Origin of the sequence: Croceicoccus pelagius, from assembly GCF_001661915.1 — a bacterium.
In the GTDB taxonomy this organism is placed as follows: Bacteria; Pseudomonadota; Alphaproteobacteria; order Sphingomonadales; family Sphingomonadaceae; genus Croceicoccus; species Croceicoccus pelagius.
In genome coordinates this window covers 1-17,394 of sequence record NZ_LYWY01000021.1, presented here as the reverse complement: position 1 = coordinate 17,394, position 17,394 = coordinate 1, and the positions used below count along the sequence as shown (strand labels likewise).

At 58.9% G+C, this 17,394-nt stretch carries 15 protein-coding genes; 12 read left to right on the top strand and 3 right to left on the bottom strand.

Annotation, left to right across the window (positions count from 1 at the left end; translation table 11 throughout):
- Positions 1-81: 81 nt before the first annotated feature.
- Genes A9D15_RS04440 through A9D15_RS04415 form a run of 6 tightly spaced genes read left to right on the top strand, consistent with a single transcriptional unit; the run spans position 82 to position 6,108 of the window.
- On the top strand, positions 82-447 hold the full coding sequence (locus A9D15_RS04440; RefSeq protein WP_082924259.1) for a c-type cytochrome: 366 nt from the start codon (positions 82-84) through the stop codon (positions 445-447).
- Positions 440-1,474: a cytochrome c oxidase subunit II gene (locus tag A9D15_RS04435; protein WP_066762239.1), complete on the top strand. Its 1,035-nt coding sequence runs from the start codon at positions 440-442 to the stop codon at positions 1,472-1,474. Before A9D15_RS04440 ends, A9D15_RS04435 begins: the two co-directional genes overlap by 8 nt.
- Positions 1,471-4,008, top strand: coding sequence for a cbb3-type cytochrome c oxidase subunit I (locus tag A9D15_RS04430; RefSeq protein WP_066762236.1), 2,538 nt, complete (start codon positions 1,471-1,473; stop codon positions 4,006-4,008). Before A9D15_RS04435 ends, A9D15_RS04430 begins: the two co-directional genes overlap by 4 nt.
- Complete coding sequence (locus A9D15_RS04425; RefSeq protein WP_066762233.1) at positions 4,001-4,303, top strand: hypothetical protein; 303 nt, start codon at positions 4,001-4,003, stop codon at positions 4,301-4,303. The genes A9D15_RS04430 and A9D15_RS04425 overlap by 8 nt, the downstream gene beginning before the upstream one ends.
- A 36-nt stretch (positions 4,304-4,339) precedes the next feature.
- Positions 4,340-4,777 carry a DUF2231 domain-containing protein gene (locus A9D15_RS04420; RefSeq protein ID WP_066762231.1) on the top strand — a complete coding sequence of 146 codons (438 nt, stop codon included), beginning with the start codon at positions 4,340-4,342 and terminating at the stop codon, positions 4,775-4,777.
- Positions 4,774-6,108 carry a PQQ-dependent sugar dehydrogenase gene (locus A9D15_RS04415; RefSeq protein WP_066762229.1) on the top strand — a complete coding sequence of 445 codons (1,335 nt, stop codon included), beginning with the start codon at positions 4,774-4,776 and terminating at the stop codon, positions 6,106-6,108. The genes A9D15_RS04420 and A9D15_RS04415 overlap by 4 nt, the downstream gene beginning before the upstream one ends.
- A 1,123-nt stretch (positions 6,109-7,231) precedes the next feature.
- Here the strand turns inward: A9D15_RS04415 and A9D15_RS16415 are convergent.
- Positions 7,232-7,558 (bottom strand): hypothetical protein, encoded by a 327-nt coding sequence (locus A9D15_RS16415; RefSeq protein ID WP_156521643.1) that lies wholly within the window; start codon positions 7,556-7,558, stop codon positions 7,232-7,234.
- 149 nt (positions 7,559-7,707) lie between these two features.
- On the opposite strand from A9D15_RS16415, the gene A9D15_RS04410 reads away from it, so the two are divergent.
- Genes A9D15_RS04410 through A9D15_RS04385 form a run of 6 tightly spaced genes read left to right on the top strand, consistent with a single transcriptional unit; the run spans position 7,708 to position 14,789 of the window.
- Positions 7,708-8,067 (top strand): helix-turn-helix domain-containing protein, encoded by a 360-nt coding sequence (locus A9D15_RS04410; RefSeq protein WP_066762225.1) that lies wholly within the window; start codon positions 7,708-7,710, stop codon positions 8,065-8,067.
- Positions 8,064-9,365: a type II toxin-antitoxin system HipA family toxin gene (locus A9D15_RS04405; protein ID WP_066762223.1), complete on the top strand. Its 1,302-nt coding sequence runs from the start codon at positions 8,064-8,066 to the stop codon at positions 9,363-9,365. The genes A9D15_RS04410 and A9D15_RS04405 overlap by 4 nt, the downstream gene beginning before the upstream one ends.
- A 34-nt stretch (positions 9,366-9,399) precedes the next feature.
- Positions 9,400-10,146: a PD-(D/E)XK nuclease family protein gene (locus tag A9D15_RS04400; RefSeq protein ID WP_066762222.1), complete on the top strand. Its 747-nt coding sequence runs from the start codon at positions 9,400-9,402 to the stop codon at positions 10,144-10,146.
- Between the two features lie 12 nt (positions 10,147-10,158).
- On the top strand, positions 10,159-10,773 hold the full coding sequence (locus A9D15_RS04395) for a hypothetical protein (RefSeq protein ID WP_066762221.1): 615 nt from the start codon (positions 10,159-10,161) through the stop codon (positions 10,771-10,773).
- A gap of 13 nt (positions 10,774-10,786) precedes the next feature.
- Positions 10,787-12,340: a hypothetical protein gene (locus tag A9D15_RS04390; protein ID WP_066762219.1), complete on the top strand. Its 1,554-nt coding sequence runs from the start codon at positions 10,787-10,789 to the stop codon at positions 12,338-12,340.
- Positions 12,318-14,789 (top strand): phospholipase D-like domain-containing protein, encoded by a 2,472-nt coding sequence (locus A9D15_RS04385; RefSeq protein ID WP_066762271.1) that lies wholly within the window; start codon positions 12,318-12,320, stop codon positions 14,787-14,789. Before A9D15_RS04390 ends, A9D15_RS04385 begins: the two co-directional genes overlap by 23 nt.
- Before the next feature lie 20 nt (positions 14,790-14,809).
- Here the strand turns inward: A9D15_RS04385 and A9D15_RS04380 are convergent, their stop codons facing one another.
- Both A9D15_RS04380 and A9D15_RS04375 read right to left on the bottom strand, forming a co-directional pair.
- Positions 14,810-16,510, bottom strand: coding sequence for a DEAD/DEAH box helicase (locus A9D15_RS04380; RefSeq protein WP_216634374.1), 1,701 nt, complete (start codon positions 16,508-16,510; stop codon positions 14,810-14,812).
- A 78-nt stretch (positions 16,511-16,588) separates the two neighbouring features.
- A partial coding sequence (locus tag A9D15_RS04375) for an IS3 family transposase (RefSeq protein WP_066762217.1) occupies positions 16,589-17,394 on the bottom strand: 806 nt, incomplete at its 5' end.

The window sequence follows — 17,394 nt, the reverse complement described above, 5'->3', positions numbered from 1 at the left end:
GGCGGGAACGAATTTGGGGCTTGTCAGGTTCCCATAAGGATGAGGAGTGCGGAGCATCGGGATCTGCGTAACAGGACAATCATGATCGTCATGGCCCTTTCCGCCAGTGTCACGCTTATAGCGTGTAAGGATCCGGTCGAGACGCGGCGAGAGCCGACTAACGATGTGAAGGCGCGCGGATTGGCGGCGATTGAGCGCGCGGGCTGTGGATCGTGCCACAAAATTCCTGGGCTGGACTGGCCCGCGGGGCGGCTTGGACCATCGCTTGAGGGTTTTGACGATGTCGGCCTGATTGCGGGGGCGCTGCCCAACAGGCCCGACGTACTCGCCGCCTTCATCCGCAACGCGCCCGGCGTGAAGCCCGGTTCGACCATGCCACCGATGCCGGTGAGCGCGAGCGAGGCGGAGGATATCGCTGCTTATCTCTACGGCATCGACCATGATTGACGCGCTCTGGGGATGGCCGCCGCCAGTACTCGATCCGGCGGGTCCCTATTCCGCCAAGGTGACTACACTTTCTTGGTCGTTGTTCGCGCTGGGGCTGGTCGTCACTGCGATCGTAGTTGCCGCGCTCTATGTCGCGATAAAGGGACCGGACAGGTGGAAAGCGGAGCTGGGCGGCGAGCGCGCTATATGGCTGGGCGGCGTTGCGTTTCCCGGCGTGGTGCTAACCGGTCTGCTTATCTGGGGCCTGACACTTACTGCGAGCCTTACCGAGCCAATCCGTGGCGATGAGATGCGGATTCGCGTGACTGGCGAGATGTGGTGGTTCCGGGTCCAGTATCTCGACGCGGACGGCAACGTCTCGATGGAGGATGCCAACGAGATTCATATCCCGGTTGGTGTGCCGGTGGTGCTCGAACTCGAGAGCGCCGACGTGATTCACAGTTTCTGGGTGCCGCATCTGTCGGGAAAAAAGGATATGATCCCCGGCCGCCGCACGCTGCTCAGGATCGAGGCGGACAGGGCAGGGGAGTTCGGCGGGGTTTGCGCCGAATATTGCGGCGGGCAACACGCGCTGATGGGCTTCGTCACCGTCGCACATGATCGCCAGGAATGGAATGTATGGTTGGCCGGGCGCAGGGCCGGGGCCGCACAATCGGCAGCGTCGCCCGCATCCGCGTCTGAGGGAGCTTCACCATATCCCGGCGACGCCGATGCCTATCCAACCAAAGCGGAGTTGCTTGAGCAATACGATCCCCGGGCGGGCTATCGGTTGTTCATGGATAGCGGCTGCGCGGCTTGTCATCGGATCGCAGGCTCTGATGCCAACGGACTTGCTGGCCCTGATCTTACATATGTAGGATCGCGCCGAACCCTAGGTGCGGGAATCCTGGCCAATAATCGGGGCACGATGGTGGGCTGGATCGGCGATAGCCAGTCCCTCAAGCCGGGCAATCGCATGCCCAGTTATGATGTGCTGACCGCGAAGGAACTGGGTCATATCGCCGCATTTCTGGAGCTGCAGCGGTGAGGTCCGAAACGGGTTTCGATCCCGCTCTTTACGAGCGCTTCCCGACCGAAAAACGTCCGGACAGAGAAGTCAAGGAACTCGAAAGAGTCTGGGCCGCGCCGAAGGGATGGTCGCGTCTGACTGCGGTCAACAACAATTATGTCGGCTTCTGGTATGTTGTCACCGCCTTCGGGTTTTTCCTCGCGGCGGGCGTGCTGGCTCTGGGGATGCGGGTGCAGCTCGCCGCACCGATGCAGGATTTCCTTGGCGTCGATACCTACAACCAGTTCTTTACCATGCACGGAACGGTGATGATGTTCCTGTTCGCGGTGCCGATGGTGGAGGCGATCGGTATCATGCTGTTGCCTCAGATGCTGGCTGCGCGCGACTTGCCGTTCCCTCGCTTGTCTGCCTTCGCTTACTGGGCGTACTTCGTCGGCGGCACGATGTTTTTCCTGTCGCTGTTCGTCGGCTTAGCGCCCGATGGCGGGTGGTTCATGTATCCACCGCTTACCAGTATCGCCTTCAGCCCGGGCATCAACACCGATTTCTGGTTGCTCGGCATCGGTTTCATCGAGATCTCGGCTATTGCTGGGGCGATTGAGATCATCGTCGGCGTGCTGCGCACCCGCGCGCCAGGCATGACACTCGACAAGATGCCGATGTTCGCCTGGGCCATGCTGGTGTTCGCGGTGATGATCGTAGTCGCCTTTCCAAGCGTAATCCTGTGCACGATGCTGCTGGAAATAGAGCGGGCCTTCAACTGGCCGTTCTTCGACGCTTTGCGCGGCGGCGATCCGATGCTCTGGCAGCACCTGTTCTGGTTCTTTGGCCATCCGGAAGTCTACATCATTTTCATCCCCGCCGCCGGCCTGATGAGCATGATGGTGGCCGTGGTCGCCAGGGTGCCGCTGGTGGGATATCGCCTTAACGTGCTGGCGCTGGTCGCGACGGGCTTCATCAGCTTCGGAGTCTGGGCACACCACATGTTCGCCACCGACATGCCGCGCGTTTCCGCCGGATATTTCAGCGCTGCGAGTATGGCGGTGAGTCTGCCTGCCGGTATCCAGGTGTTCTGCTGGATTGCGACCCTCGCCAGCGGAAAGATCAAGTGGACGACGCCTGCTCTCTTCGTCGTCGGCAGCGTGCTGATCTTCACCATGGGCGGGCTTACAGGCGTGATGGTCGGCATGGTGCCGTTCGACTGGCAGGCCCACGATACTTACTTCATCGTCGCGCACCTCCATTACGTGCTGATGGGGGGGATGGTGTTCCCGATGTTCGCCGCCTTCTATCACTGGCACGGGATGACCAGCAGTCGGAGGCTGTCGGAGCGGGTGGGGAAGTGGGTGTTCGGCCTCATGTTCGCCGGGCTCCACATCACCTTCTTCCCAATGCATCTGACAGGGCTAATGGGGATGCCGCGCCGAGTTTACACCTATCTGCCGGGCCGCGACCTCGACCTGCTTAATCTGGTTTCAACGGTGGGCGCTTTCGTGATGGCGGCTGGCATTTTGCTTTTCCTCGTCGACCTGGCGCGACGCTTCCGCTTCACCACCGATAACGACGTCGGCAACATCTATGGCGGCGGCACGCTCGAATGGTTGCCGACCGGGCTCTATTCGACCCGCTCGATCCCGCTTGTCACCTCGCGCGAGCCGTTATGGGATCGCCCCGAGATTTCTCGGGAGGTAGCAGATGGCCGTTACTTTCTTCCCAACTCTGCAACCGGCCAGCGCGAGACGCTGATCACATCGACCGTCATGGCCGAGCCGCAATATGTTCAGCTAATGCCCGGTCCATCGCCCTGGCCACTGGCGGCGGCGGTGTTCACCGCTCTGTTCTTCCTCTCGCTGACAGTGCAGGCTTATGCGTTTGCGGTGTTCTGCGGACTGGTCGCGATCGTCAGCACATTGCGCTGGATGTGGGAGACCGATCGTCCAATCAAGCAGGAATGCGCCGATATCGGGGGCGGGATCAAGGTGCCGATCGCGATCACCGGTCCGCAAAGCCACGGTTGGTGGGCCTTGAACACGCTCATGGTGGTCATCGGCATGATCGGCTTCATGGCGGTTTTTGCCTATCTCTATCTCTATGGCATCAATCCAGAGGTCTGGAGTGCGCCGCCGCCGCTGGGTGAGACCGCGCTGATTCTTGGCATCGAGGCGCTGGCGCTGCTCTCGGCGTGGGGCGGACGGCGCTTTCTTGCCACCAAAGAAGGCCGCCTGGCAGAGGATTTGCCATGGATGCTCGAGGCGCTGGCCGCCGCGCTGCTGGTCGGCGCACTCTATCTTGACGTCACCGGCTGGCTCGCCACCGGGCTAAAGCCGACTGCCAACGGCATGGGCGCAACCGTGTTCATGCTTTCGGTGCTGCAAGGCCAGGTCGTAATTGTTTCCGTCATCATGGCGATTTACCTAGCCTTCCGCGAAGCACGCGGGATCATGACTACGCCGACCAACGTCACCATGGACATAGTTGCGCGCTTCGTGATGTTCTGCGCCTTGCAGGGCATAGTCTTCACTGTACTGCCGCGAGCGTTTCCGGGTGGATGAACGCGACGCCATCGAATCTGGTGAACCGATCGATAGGCCTCCGATCTATCGTATCGTGCTGATCGCCTTTCTCGTCTGGTCTTCCCATTTCATCGTGAGCTACGGTGCGGCTCTGATATTTCCCGAGCAGGCGATCGCCCGCTGGATTGCCGGTGCCGCAATGCTGCTCGCCTTTGCCGCCCTAGTCGTAAGGGCGCGGCGGACCGGCTGGATGCGCGATCCCATGGCGCTCGGCGCGCTGGGTCTCGCGCTGGCGGGCATAATTTTTGGCACCTTACCCGCCGTCGTCGGTTAGTCCTCAAAAGGTCGCGGCATTCAGAGGAGAGACACCATGGATCGCACAGTCACGCGTGCACTAAGTTTCGCCAATCCGCTCCATGCGACCCTGCTTGCATTTCCGGTGGCGCTTTATCCTTCCGCGCTTCTGTCGGACCTCACCTATTGGAGAACCGCGGAAATCCAGTGGACGAATTTCTCCTCCTGGTTGATCGCAGGGGCCGACGTATTCGCGGGCCTGGTGTGCGCTTGGGCGCTCATTGGCCTGTTCGTCGGACGGGCGCGGTATAGCAGGGGACGCGGGACAATCTATTTCGTAGCGGTCGCGGCGATGTTCGTCCTTGGCGTGCTCAATGCCTTCCAGCATGCGCGCGACGGCTGGCATTCGGTCGGACCGATGGGCCTTGTGCTCTCAACGCTCTGCACCATTCTTGCCTTGGTCGCGGCCTTCCTCGCCTATGGCGAAACCTTCTCGGCGGAGAAACGCGCATGAACCGGCTCGCAATTGTTGCCATCCCGCTGAGCCTCGCGCTGACTGCGTGTCAAGTCGCCAGCGATCCCGACCTCGACCAGACGGGTGATCGCCCCGACCTGCCGGAACAGAGCGACGCCTTGATCCCGGCGATGAAAATTCCGACGCCGGAAGCTTGGGGCGACGAATTGCCGACCGTGCCAGACGGCTACACTGTCAGCGCTATTGCCAAGGATTTGAAGATCCCGCGCCAGACGCTTGTGCTGCCCAATGGCGACATCTTGGTGGCAGAAGGATCGGGCGGCAAAGCGCCCAAATTGCGGCCTAAGGACGTGATAGCGGGCTGGATCAAGCAGCGCGGTAAGAGCTCAGTCGAAGGCGGCGATCGTATTACGCTGCTGCGCGACAGCGACGGTGACGGCCAGACTGACCTCCAGACCACTTTCATCGAAGGACTCGACGCACCTTATGGCCTCGCGTTCGTCGACGGTACCCTATATGTCGCCAATCAGGGCAGTCTGGTGAGCTTCGCCTACACCGAGGGTGCAACCAAAATCACAGGAACGGGCACCGAGGTCACCAAACTTCCCGCCAAAGTCAACCACCACTGGACCAAGGCGTTGACTGCCAGTCCCGACGGCTCGAAGCTTTATGTCGGAATTGGCTCCAACAGCAATGTCGGTGAACGCGGCATGGATGTTGAGGAAGACCGAGCTGTAATCTGGGAGATCGACCGTGAAAGCGGCGCGAGCCGCATCTTTGCCTCGGGAATCCGCAATCCTACCGCTCTGGCCTTTGATCCTTGGTCCGACCGGTTGTGGGCGGTCGTCAACGAGCGCGACGAGCTAGGCCCACAGCTGGTGCCGGACTATCTCACGTCGGTTCGCGACGGCGGATTCTACGGCTGGCCCTACAGCTATTACGGCCAGCACGTCGACCCCCGTATTCAGCCGCAGCGGCCAGATCTGGTGCGAAAGGCGATTTCTCCCGACTATGCGCTCGGTTCACACGTCGCCGCCCTAGGCGTCGATTTCACGGCCGGAGGTAGCTTCGGCGAACGGTTCGGCGCAGGCGCCTTCGTAGGTATGCACGGCAGCTGGAACCGGGCCGATCCGTCGGGCTACAAAGTCGTATTTGTGCCGTTCAGCGGCGGCCGCCCCAACGGTAAGCCGATCGATCTTATCACCGGCTTTCTAAAGGACGGTAAGGCACGCGGACGCCCGGTCGGCGTAACCTACGATGCGGCGCGCAGTGTGCTATTGGTGGCGGACGACGTTTCCAACACGGTTTGGCGCGTCGCTCCGCGTCGGGTGCCACGTACGAATCCGACCCCTTCCGTGCCACTTGAGTAAATGAGACCGTGGCACCGACCGTCGACAAAGCGGGCTACCGCAACTGATTTGTTACGCTGAAATCATCCAAACGGCACAGTTCAAAGGGCTTGGGCTACGGGAGAGCGGACGCAAACGTCAGTCTACTATAGCGGTGAGCTATACGAGCAAGTCTTTGGCGACCTCGAGTCCGAAAGGATGTTAGAGGAGGGGCGCGCGGCGCGCATCCGCAGCTTGTGGCAGCGCTAGAACACTTTCTGTCTTGCCTAAAGCGGCTTGATGCCTGGATAGAGGCGCGTGTTGACACGTGGAGTGGGGTAAAGGCCAAGCGATACCGACAGGCGTAGCCGAAATCTTCGCCGCTAGAGGTTGGGACAAGGCCCAATCTGCGGGCAGAGCATTGGCGGCGGTTGCGTCAGAAGCGGGCTTCAGCAGCAAGGACTTTAAATTCCTGCGGTGAATGACAGCTACCCACCACATTGCTGACGTAGGGCTATCAATCCACGTAGCCTTAAGCAGACTGTCTGCTTCGGGGTTTCAACATGCCAAAACAGAAGCGTGTGAAAGGCAAGATACGAGGAATTCTGCGGGTCGCGATGGTGGAAAATGGAATATCTTTTTTGTCACAAACGCGACCGTTCAGGCATTGCTTTGGCGAAATGATCCTACTCTGTTCTAGTTTTTGGAAAAACTATTTTGTCAAAGCTGGTGCCGAATCCCGCAGTTTTACGTGTGTAAATGGAAGAACTCTTTTGTCTCGCAACAACACTGTTGTGAGACAATAAAGTCTTTCCACATACAATAAACTATTTCCACTTCTCCGATTTTGACAAAAAAGACTTTCCGCCAAAAATTTGGATTTTTGGGAGAAATCTGCGGTTTTTGGCTAAACCACTTTTGCGAGATGTTCGCAAAAACTGCTTAAAGTCGTTGATCTCCGGCGCGTCAAAGTGCGCGCACGTTAGGTCGATGTCGCCGAAAGAAGTGAAGCTGAGAGGTTCTGGCGGCAGTCAAGCGATGGCAGCTTTGCGCCCCAATTTCGGCCATTCGCTGTCAAACGTCGATTTCCCGAAAGCGGACATCAAACAAGTCTGTGTGACTATTGGGAACCGCCCCGCTTGCAGGCGCTCGCATGACTTTGTTGTTATGATACCACGCTCAATCCCAGCGTTTCGATTTGCCATCCATCGCCCTTGCGGCGCAGGCGATAGGAGCCATGCTCTGCGCCAAGATTGCCGTAGGTCGCACCACCCGAGCCGGCGCAAAATCCACGATCGCCAGAACAATCGATCCGAGCATCGATGAACATGGCTTTCTCACCTGTCGCGGTGACAACTACGCCGGGACCATTCCATGAACAAGCATCGCCAGTAAAAAGCCGCCCGAATTGGCGGAAGTGGCGCTTCGAGAATTGTGAGGCGGCCGCTCTGCTCCTGCTTTGCACCTGTCGGGATCGGCGCTCGTCATCCATTTCCATCACTCCGACCGACATAATGTAGCAAATTTGATGTATTATCGGCGATATACCAGTTTACGTCTCGATATTGACACATTAAGTCCCTTGATGTAAAGACGCAAAATCGCTACACAACGCTCCATATTAGGTATAATGTCTCGATAATGCCACATTATGATCCACCAGATCTGCGCCCTCTCTCGGTGCTGCTATCCGACCTAGGGAAGCAGATCGAAGCATATCGCATATCACGCAATCTCAAGCAGGCCGAGCTTGCGGAAATGGCTGGCATCTCGCGTTCGACGCTCGCCCGACTGGAAGCCGGCAATGGCGGGACCATCGATAGCCTTGCCAGGATAATGCGCGCACTTGAAATTGAAGACCGCCTTCTGGATGTCATGCCGGATGCCAAGCTGAGCCCGCTCGATCCCCGGTCCGACACCGGCAAAGCGCGGCAAAGGGTGCGCAAATCTTCTGAAGGTGAGGCTAGCGAGGAATGGAGCTGGGGTGACGAGGCCCCATGACGCGTGCCGTAGTCAATCTCTGGGGTCGTCAGATCGGCGCCGTCCTGTGGGATGAGGATCGCGATGTCGGTGTTTTCGAATACACTCCGGAATTCAGCCGCAGCGGCATCGAGGTTGCCCCGCTCACAATGCCCCTACGAAGCGGCGTCTACGACTTTCCCGCGCTGAATTACGAGACCTTCAAAGGGTTACCGGGCATGCTGGCCGACAGCCTGCCCGACAAGTTTGGTAACGCCCTCATCAACCGTTGGCTTGCTGAGCAGGGCCGCACAGCCGACAGCTTCGATCCGGTCGAGCGCCTTTGTTACACCGGCCGCCGAGGTATGGGCGCGCTCGAATTCGAACCTGCCACTGGTGAGCGCCGTGAACAGGGTCGGCCGGTCGATATCGCTCCGCTTGTCGAGCTCGCCAACAGGGTCATTGCCGCGCGTGAAGAACTGGCCGGTGTGCTCAAGGGAGAGGATGACCACCGCGCACTCCAGGAGATCCTGCGCGTCGGAACCTCCGCCGGCGGCGCCCGGGCCAAGGCCGTCCTCGCCTGGAACGAGGAGACCGGAGAATTCCATTCAGGGCAGCTGACTGCAGGGCCCGGCTACACGCAATGGCTGGTCAAGTTCGACGGCGTGTCGGGCAATGCCGACAAGGAACTTGCCGACCCGATGGGCTTCGGCCGGCTTGAGTACGCCTGCTATCTGCTAGCCCGAGAGGCTGGCATCGACATGGCTCGCTCTCGTCTGCACGAAGAAGGCGGGCGGGCACATTTCATGACCCAGCGCTTCGACCGCACGCCTGACGGCAAGAAGCTCCACATGCAATCGCTTTGCGCGATGCGCCATTTCGATTTCAACCTCGCTCGCGCATACAGCTACGAGCAGGCGATTGAGACCATCCGCATGCTCGGCCTCGGACGCGAAGCGATCAAGGAGCAGGTACGACGCGCGCTGCTCAATGTCTTCATTCGCAACCAGGACGACCACACCAAGAACATCGCCTTCCTGATGGATGGCGCGGGTCGCTGGAGCCTCTCGCCCGCATTCGATTTCGTCTACGCCTACAATCCTGACGGCGACTGGACCAACGAACACCAGATGTCTCTGGCAGGGAAGACCGATGGCTTCGAACTTGAGGACCTACTGACTTTCGGAAAGTTCGCTGACCTAAAAACAGGCGAGATCAAAGCCATGATCGAAGAAATCAAAGAGGCCATCGGCAACTGGGAGAAGCACTGCGATGTAGCGGGTGTGCCTAATGAAATTGCGCAGAGGGCGATACGCGGGTTTCGTTCAAGCATTCTCTAGCAGGACCGAATTTCATGCAAATCTTTGAAACGCAATGGACTTCGGCCAACTGTGCAGGCAGAAGAATGCGATGAAAAAGCATCGTCAGATCAAGCTTCCGGAAGTCGCAAGACTGCAAGAAGCCTTTCTGGCTTTGCGCCCTTTGGTGCGCGGCGGGCTGCCTCGTGCTCCGAAGCAGACTTACCACCTCAAAAACCTTGAGAGTGCATTTGGGGAACTCCGAACCGGCCTTTCTCAAGCGAGAGACGAGGGTGGACTTGTCAATCCATGGTCGATTGCAGGACTCAAGCGCGACGAAGTCAGAAATGCTGCCGCTCTCGCTGGAATATGGCTTCCTGAGTTTGGCGGGGCCGCTTCAAGGCGCTTCTTGGCAAATGTTCTGAATGCCGCATTGCCAAACGAAGAATGGAGCGAGGAGCTCGCTGAGGGCTACCGGATCGAAACCGAATTCAGCCCGATCGGAGATATCTCTGATCGAGTGGACCTTGTCATCGAGTCCCAGAATCATCTCGTCGGGATCGAGGTGAAGATCGACGCAACGCTCGGTCACCAGCAGCTTGAGAGATATTCGGCATCCATGGACCGCCGGGCGTCGATAACAGGCAAACAGTCGCACGTTTTCCTCCTTGCCCCGTTCGCAAGTCCGAACTCACAGACACCTTCCATAACCTGGAGGGAGATTTCGCGCTCCGCGAGAGCCTCAGTCGAAGGTAGGCTGCGACACCGCTCATTCGCAGAGCATCTCATCGTCAGTTTTGGCGATCACGTGCACGCCTTCTAGGATCTGAAGATCATGAGCGAAACTTCTGTCGGTAAATTGATCGTTCGGCACATTGAGGAGTTGGAAGCAGCTCTCCGCTTCGTGAGAGGGTCGATGAGCCAGTCGCTCGGCAACGCCGTCGCCGATCTAATAGATGATCGCAGGAGAGCCCTAGATTGGGATGGCGAGGTCAATCGTGACCTCAACGAAGGAATTTGGTTTGCGCCGAGCGAATGGCGAACTGCGAATGACGATGAAGAGAATTACGATCTTTACGTCGAATTCGAGGAAATAGATTGTCTCGATGGGGAGGAAGCGGAGACTTGGATTGGTGCCTTCTGCGGCTTTGCAGGAGCAGGAATTCGTCTCCGCCTAAAAACCAACGCACTTGGTCAGCGCGAATGGAAAACGCTGCTTCGTACGGAAACCAGGGTCATTGACCAGCTCGTTGAAGGCGGTTTTTTATGCGATCCAAAGAAGGGCGAACTTGCAGCTCTCATTTCAATTGAGAAAGACAAGCTAGCAGAAGCATTCGCTGACGAGGAATTCGACGAAGCTCTGCAGCCTATTGCTTGGGCGATCGATAGAATCGCGAAACACCAGGCTACCTTCGATCAGCTTGTCAGCACCATTAGAATGAAGCGCTGAGTGGGAGCATGTCGTGGGAGCAGAAGCAAAGGTAACCGACGGCGATCCACTGTGGACCAAGACGGGCAGTTGGACGATGGGCCTCGATCCGCTTGGGCTTCAGGCTACCAGCATCAGGATCTATCAGTCGCTGGTTCCAAACATCACCAACATTACCAACCGACTGAGATACTATGCATATTTTCCGTGGCTGGTCGGCTTGTATGAAAAGCTCCACCACTCCGATGATCCAGCAAAATTTGCCTACTTCATGCGTCGCGGCGAGGCCCTCTATGCCCTTGCTACCCTCGTAGACGATCAGCAAGGCAGCGACGGCTTGGGTGGTTCGAACTGGGCAAGCCAACATCGTTCCGAGGCAGCAATCAACGGTATAGATTTCCGCCCCTATACGGACGACAGGACGTCGCCTCAAACCTACCTGCAGGCATCGCGCGGCAACTATGGCGTTGCCTATGCTCCAACCCTGGTCGAGATGGGGTGGCTGACCCGCTCATCGGTGCCCGTGACGAACGGACGCGGTGAAACGGTGGCTTCCGCATTTGCCCAGTCAATTGGACAGGTCGCCGACGACATTGAAGCCGTCCTGCTTGCCGGCACAGCAACCGCCAAGCAGCTTCAGGATATCGGAGCCGCAGTGCATCCGGCCAAGATTCCGTCAGGATCTCAAGAGCAGTCCGTGCTTCGGGAGTTCCTGATCGGCACGCATGATACGACGAAGGACGCCGTGTCTCGGCGATCGACGATCTGGCTTGTTCTCGACCTCATTCGCAAGGGTGTCGCCCCCGGCGACATCGATGCACTTCGAAAAGCATTTTATGCCCGACGATTGCCCAATGGCGATGTGTACGATCAGTCTGCCGAAACGCTTGATCGTTGGCGTGCATACCAGGCCAACGAGTTCGGGCAGGTTGCACTGGCTGGTGCGTTGAACGCGCTGACCGGCTTGCAACGAGGAGACCATCCTTCTGGAATCGAGCCAAAGGACCTGATCGGGAAGGTGATCGCAAGTTCACTTCCGGCAAGCAACCAAAGCTGGTCGCAATGGGCCACTTCATTGGCGGCAGACTCCGAAGCTGATGAACTAAGGTTGATCGAGCCCATACTCCAAGACCTGGGTAATGGTTTGCGGCCGGCGGAAGAAACCATGTTGAGCGCATTCAAGCTGCTCGCTGTGCTCTGGGCACGATGGGCGAAAGGTGACGAAGCTGTCCGGCCAATCATCGCGCGAATGGCGGGCCCCGACGGTCGCTCGCTCGACGGTATTCTGCGGACCCTCGATCTGGCTCAAAGCCTGACAGCCGGTGAAGCCTTGGCCGCAGTCATGCTAAAACACGTTGTCATCGACCATCAGATCATTGCTGGTCGTAAGCTCTCGACGGCAGGAACCTTCACGTATCACTTTCTCGTCGAAGACGGCCTTCTCAGTGAGGGATTGCTGGGCGAGTACGGCTACACAACGCCGCGGTTGTTCAATTTGACCCGTGTTTTGAGGGATGCGGGGTATCTCAGCGACGATGGCGTGACGAGCGATGGGGAGGCGTTCCTTGAACAGCATCAGCCTCTTTAAAGATCTCGCGCGCACTGGCTTCCACACCTCGATCGTCACAACCTACTCGGTCGATGCGGCCTTCTACGATGGCTCGCTGCATCATCGGCTGCGCGTCTACGGAAGCGACAACAATATATTGATGGCCGATGCCAATATGCTCCAGCGGGCGATATCCGAGACGCCAGAGTCGTTTGGCCGTGCCGGCACGGCCTATGCCTTGTTACCAATTTCAGTGCTTGGCGCATTCCATCCCAAAATCAGCGTCCGACTGGGCAGTGATGCCGGCTGCGTCATGGTTGGATCTGCCAACGCGACCGCAGCAGGCTGGGGCAGGAATCGCGAGATCGTCGGCCAGTTCGAGTGGTGGCGCAAGCGCAACGATGGTGAGGAGAACGCCAATCGTCAGTTGATCCGCAAGGCATTCGACTATCTCTCAAAGTGGCTCCAGGAAGCGGGCCTCGAAACGGTCAAGCGCAAACTCGACCTCATCGAACGCGATGCCGCGTGGTTGTTCGAGACTGAGGCAAATGAAGGTCCGGTCGAACTTAATGATGGCACGCTGATCGATCTGCTGTGCGAGGACGCCAGTGGCGGACCTGGCATACTCAGCCGAGTAGTCGATCTGGTCGGGGGCGCAGCTGTGACTCAGCTTGTCGTGCTCTCGCCCTATTGGGACGCAAAACTCGAAGGCCTGCTCGGCCTTATCGAAGCTTTGAAGCCTGAAAAGACAACCATTGCTCTCAGTGCCCACAGCCCCGAGTTCCCCGTCGATCAACTCCATCGCATTCCGCAAGTCAGTTTTGCCGGGGTTTTCGATGGCAACGATGGCGCGCGGTTTATCCATGCCAAGGTCTTTGTGATCCAGACGGAGGATTGGGACCATATCGTCTACGGCAGTGCCAACTGTTCCGACGACGCCTTGGGCCTTACTGACCTTGCAGCGCGCAACGCTGAGTGTTCAGTCTATCGCCGTCTTCCGTCGGGTTCCGCACTTGAGCTGTTGGGCCTCGATCTGTCATCGACGATAGACCCATCCGAATTGATGGAGCCGACGAAGGAACTCCTCGAAGCGAAACCCGGCGCACCGCTACCTCTTGGCACGATCGAAGCGGCGGGAAGCAGCTTGCGCTGGGTGCCATCGGAACGAATTGCCGATCCGGAGGGCGCGGTACTCGTGATCCCCGAGGGCGAGTTCGCATTCTCGGGCGGCCGCAGCGGCAGCTATGCACTTGATTTGCCGACCAAACCTCGGTTTCCGCTGATCGCACGGGTCCGTGTGAACAACGGAACGCTTACCAGCGCCGTTATCGTCAACGATGCGGTCAGTTTGACCCACGCTGCACCCGGTTTGGGAGACAAGCGGTTGCGCTCGGCGTTCGCGAAAGTGGAACTCGAGGGTGGCGACTTTCTCGAACTTGCCAGCCTTGCCGCGATCATCTTCTCCGAAACGCCCGAGAGTCGCCGTAAGGCGGCAAAAGCGGTCAGATCCATCGGCCGGGCCCATGGCAAAGGAACAGAGGACGGGGACGACCACGTCGTCTTCGACTACGAGAGTCCCGAAGCCTTCCGAGAGGCAATGTCGGCAAGCGCACCGTCCAAGGGCGATAGCAGTCGGCTCAATTTCGACGACCCCGATGCAGTCAATCTCCTGAGGATCATTCTCCGTGGTATCGGCCAGGCGGATGATGAGGAGGATGACCTCTATCGCGACGAGGTGCCCGACGGCGGCGATGGAGCCGATGGAAGCGACGGAGATAACAATTCGGATCAGTCCGGCGAACATGGAGCTGGCGAAAACGGGGACCCGCCGCCTCGAGAACCGCGTACGTACCGACGCGATGAGGCCGAGAGGCAAAGCCTCGACATCCTGAAAGCGGTCGATTGCTTCGAAGCCTACATTGCGCGGTTGGCTGCCGAGGAAACTCCTCCGCCTCGCAAGCTCACTGCGGAAGTCTGCTTCATTCTGCGACTTATGGTCGAAGCGTGCCGTCGCCCACTCCAGGTCAAAGAAGGCGAACAGCGAGATCAGCTGTTCGCACTGGACCTAGAGCCTAAGCAACACGATCGTGAACGCGCTTTTGTGGTCCGTGTTGGACGAATTCTCCAACGCCTGTGGCAGGGCAGCAAATCGGAAGCAGGTCTGTTGTCACGGATTTCGATAGGCCAGCATCAGACAGAACTGCCCTTCGACTGTTTTGCCTTGGTGGCGCTCACGCGATGGGCGCTAGCGCGTTCAGTGATGGCAGTTGCTGACCACAAGCAGGCGGCTTTGGCAGGGTTCGTGACGAAAAGTGCGATCGCGATCTGGAAAGCAAGCCAATCTTGGCCGCGGCTCGATCAAGAGGCCGAGCTCGAATTTGTCGGCAAACTGGATGCTGCTCTAGGAATTGATCGCGAAGAGACAGAGCTTCTCCTAAAACACTATACCCAGCTCAACCAGCAACTCACGAACGCCGACGCATCTTGAGCGTGAACCTGCAGGCCTACTCATTGGGCTCTCTCGAGGTAGCGACAAAAGGCATTTGCAAGTTGCATTTGTCTCGGCGTGCGGCATTCGGCTTCGAAGACTTGCGGAGAGCCAACCAGAATCGTCACGCATTTCGCGCGGGATGTCGCAACGTTGAGGCGATTGAGACTGTAGAGAAACTCCATGCCTCGCGGAGCGTCCGCATGCGAGGAGCTTGCAAGGGAGTAGATTGAAATCGGCGCTTCCTGCCCCTGAAACTTGTCGACGGTCCCGACCCGCGCCTGCGGCAGGCGCTGCTGAATTTCGAAGACCTGCGCATTGTACGGAGCGATGATCAGGATGTCCTCGCTTCCGATAGGATGCTCTTCCCCATTGCGGTCAACCCAGGTCGCTCCTTGCCTGAGAATATCGTCAACCAAGGCTGCGATAACATCGGCTTCCTCGGGAGAGCAGTTCTGATTGCCTTTGTGCTCGACGGGCAAGAAGCGGAGTCCCGTGCCCCCGGCAATGCCGCCGGCATTGACGCGTTGCCCCGCCGTCTCCTCCTTCGATTCAAGCTTGCCCTCATAGAAGAGCTCTGACGTGTAGCCGGAAATATCGGGAGGCAGCCGCCAGGTAACGTCGAGGAACAGTCCTTCTTCAGAGGCTATCGTCTGTTTCCCCGACAAGAGATGGTCCAGAGCCGAGCATCCAGTGCCGTCCGGATGGCTTCCCTGCATTGGTTGGTCGAGCTGCTGAGGATCACCAAGCAAGACTAGCGTTCTGGCTGCCTGCGACACCGCGAGCACATTTGCGAGGGACATCTGCGCCGCCTCATCGACGAAAAGAACGTCAAGACATTCGAACGCGTCCTCGGTCGACCACAGCCACGCTGTCCCGCCTGCGACCTGACAATCGCCATGCAAAGCGGAGAAGACCTCACCGTTACTCTTTTTGGCAAAGTGAAGGCGGTCGGTGGCCTCTTCCTTTGAACCCCCTTTCGGCTTTTGAATGCACACAAGCGGCGTGGAGGTTTCATCGGCCACCTCGATAACCTTGTCGAGAAGGTTGCGGATCACATCGTGGCCATTGGCCACAACCCCTACCTTTTTGCCTTGCTTCACCAGCTCGCAGATCATGTGCCCGCCAGTATGCGTCTTGCCGGTTCCGGGTGGTCCCTGGATCGGCAACACTCCTGACGCAACTAGCGGTGCAATCCGCACGCCGGCGGCCAGCGGCGTTTCGCCGTCCATCCTGATGGGCGCATCGCCTCCGACTTGCGGGGCCACGCGCATGAGCATGTCTCGGGCAGGCCGGTAGGCAGCGCCGTCGAACATGCCGTGCTCGCAGACATAGCGTGCCAGTCGAACAAGCGATTCCTGCATGGGCTTCGATGAAACATGCTCGTGGACGAAGATCGCTTCGGGATGCTCGCTCGCCATGGCGGAGGTCTTCTTGATGTCGACAGTCCGGTGGCTGCGGGAAATGTCCTCGACAGAACCGACCGATTGGCCGCCCTGGACCTTAATTCCCTTGCCCGGGCGAATGTCGGCTTCCTGAGCTGGAAAGCTGTAGCGGTCGATCGGACATTTTGCCGTTCCACCCACTGTTTCGATGTACTGCAGACCCGAGAGGCCCGCGCGCTCATCCAGTAGATCTTCGGCAGAAAGATCGCACAGGCGGAAGTATTCCCACCAACCTGCCTTCTCCTCGCGGCGATGCCATTCGAGCAGGTTCGCCAACAGCCAACGACCATGCTCTGAGGTGGTCCCGCCTTCCTGGACAGTTTGGCGGCTGAGTTAAGCTAATCCCGGTTGTCGTTATGCCGCCTTCTTGATCATCAGATCATGGGGGGCATGCCCCCCATGATCTGATTGCCCGATCCGCCGATAGGCCTCCACCGGGGTTCGTCCGGCTAGGCCCGAGTGCGGACGCTGGGTGTTGTAATAGGTGATCCACCGGCCAAGGCCAGCACGCAGCTCGGAGCCGGTCTCGAAGGCATGGAGGTAGACGCACTCGTACTTCAGGGACCGCCAGAGCCGCTCGATGAAGACGTTGTCCATCCACCGCCCCCGGCCGTCCATGCTGATGCGGACCTCGGCCTCGCGCAGCACGCTGGTGAAGGCCTGCGACGTGAACTGGCTGCCCTGGTCGGTGTTGAAGATCTCGGGCTTGCCGTAGCGGGCCAGCGCCTCCTCCAGCGCCGCAACGCAGAAGCCGGCATCCATCGTGTTCGACAGCCGCCAGGCCAAGACCTTGCGTGTGGCCCAGTCCATGATCGCGACCAGGTAGAGGAAGCCCCGACGCATCGGGATGTAGGTCACGTCGGCGCACCAGACATGGTTGGGCCGCTCGATCGCCAGCTTGCGCAGCAGATACGGATAGACCCGGTGCTGTGGGTGCGGATCGCTCGTGCGTGGCCGCTGGTAGATCGGCGTCAGCCCCATCTTCGCCATCAGCCGCCGCGCCCGCCTGCGACCGATCTCGTGTCCGGCACGCCGCAGGTGCCGCGCCATCTGGCGACTGCCGTACCATGGGCATTCCATGAAGGTCTCGTCGATCACCGTCATCAGCGCCAGCGTCTCGTCCGTTTCCGGCACCGGTGCGTAGTAATAGGACGAGCGGC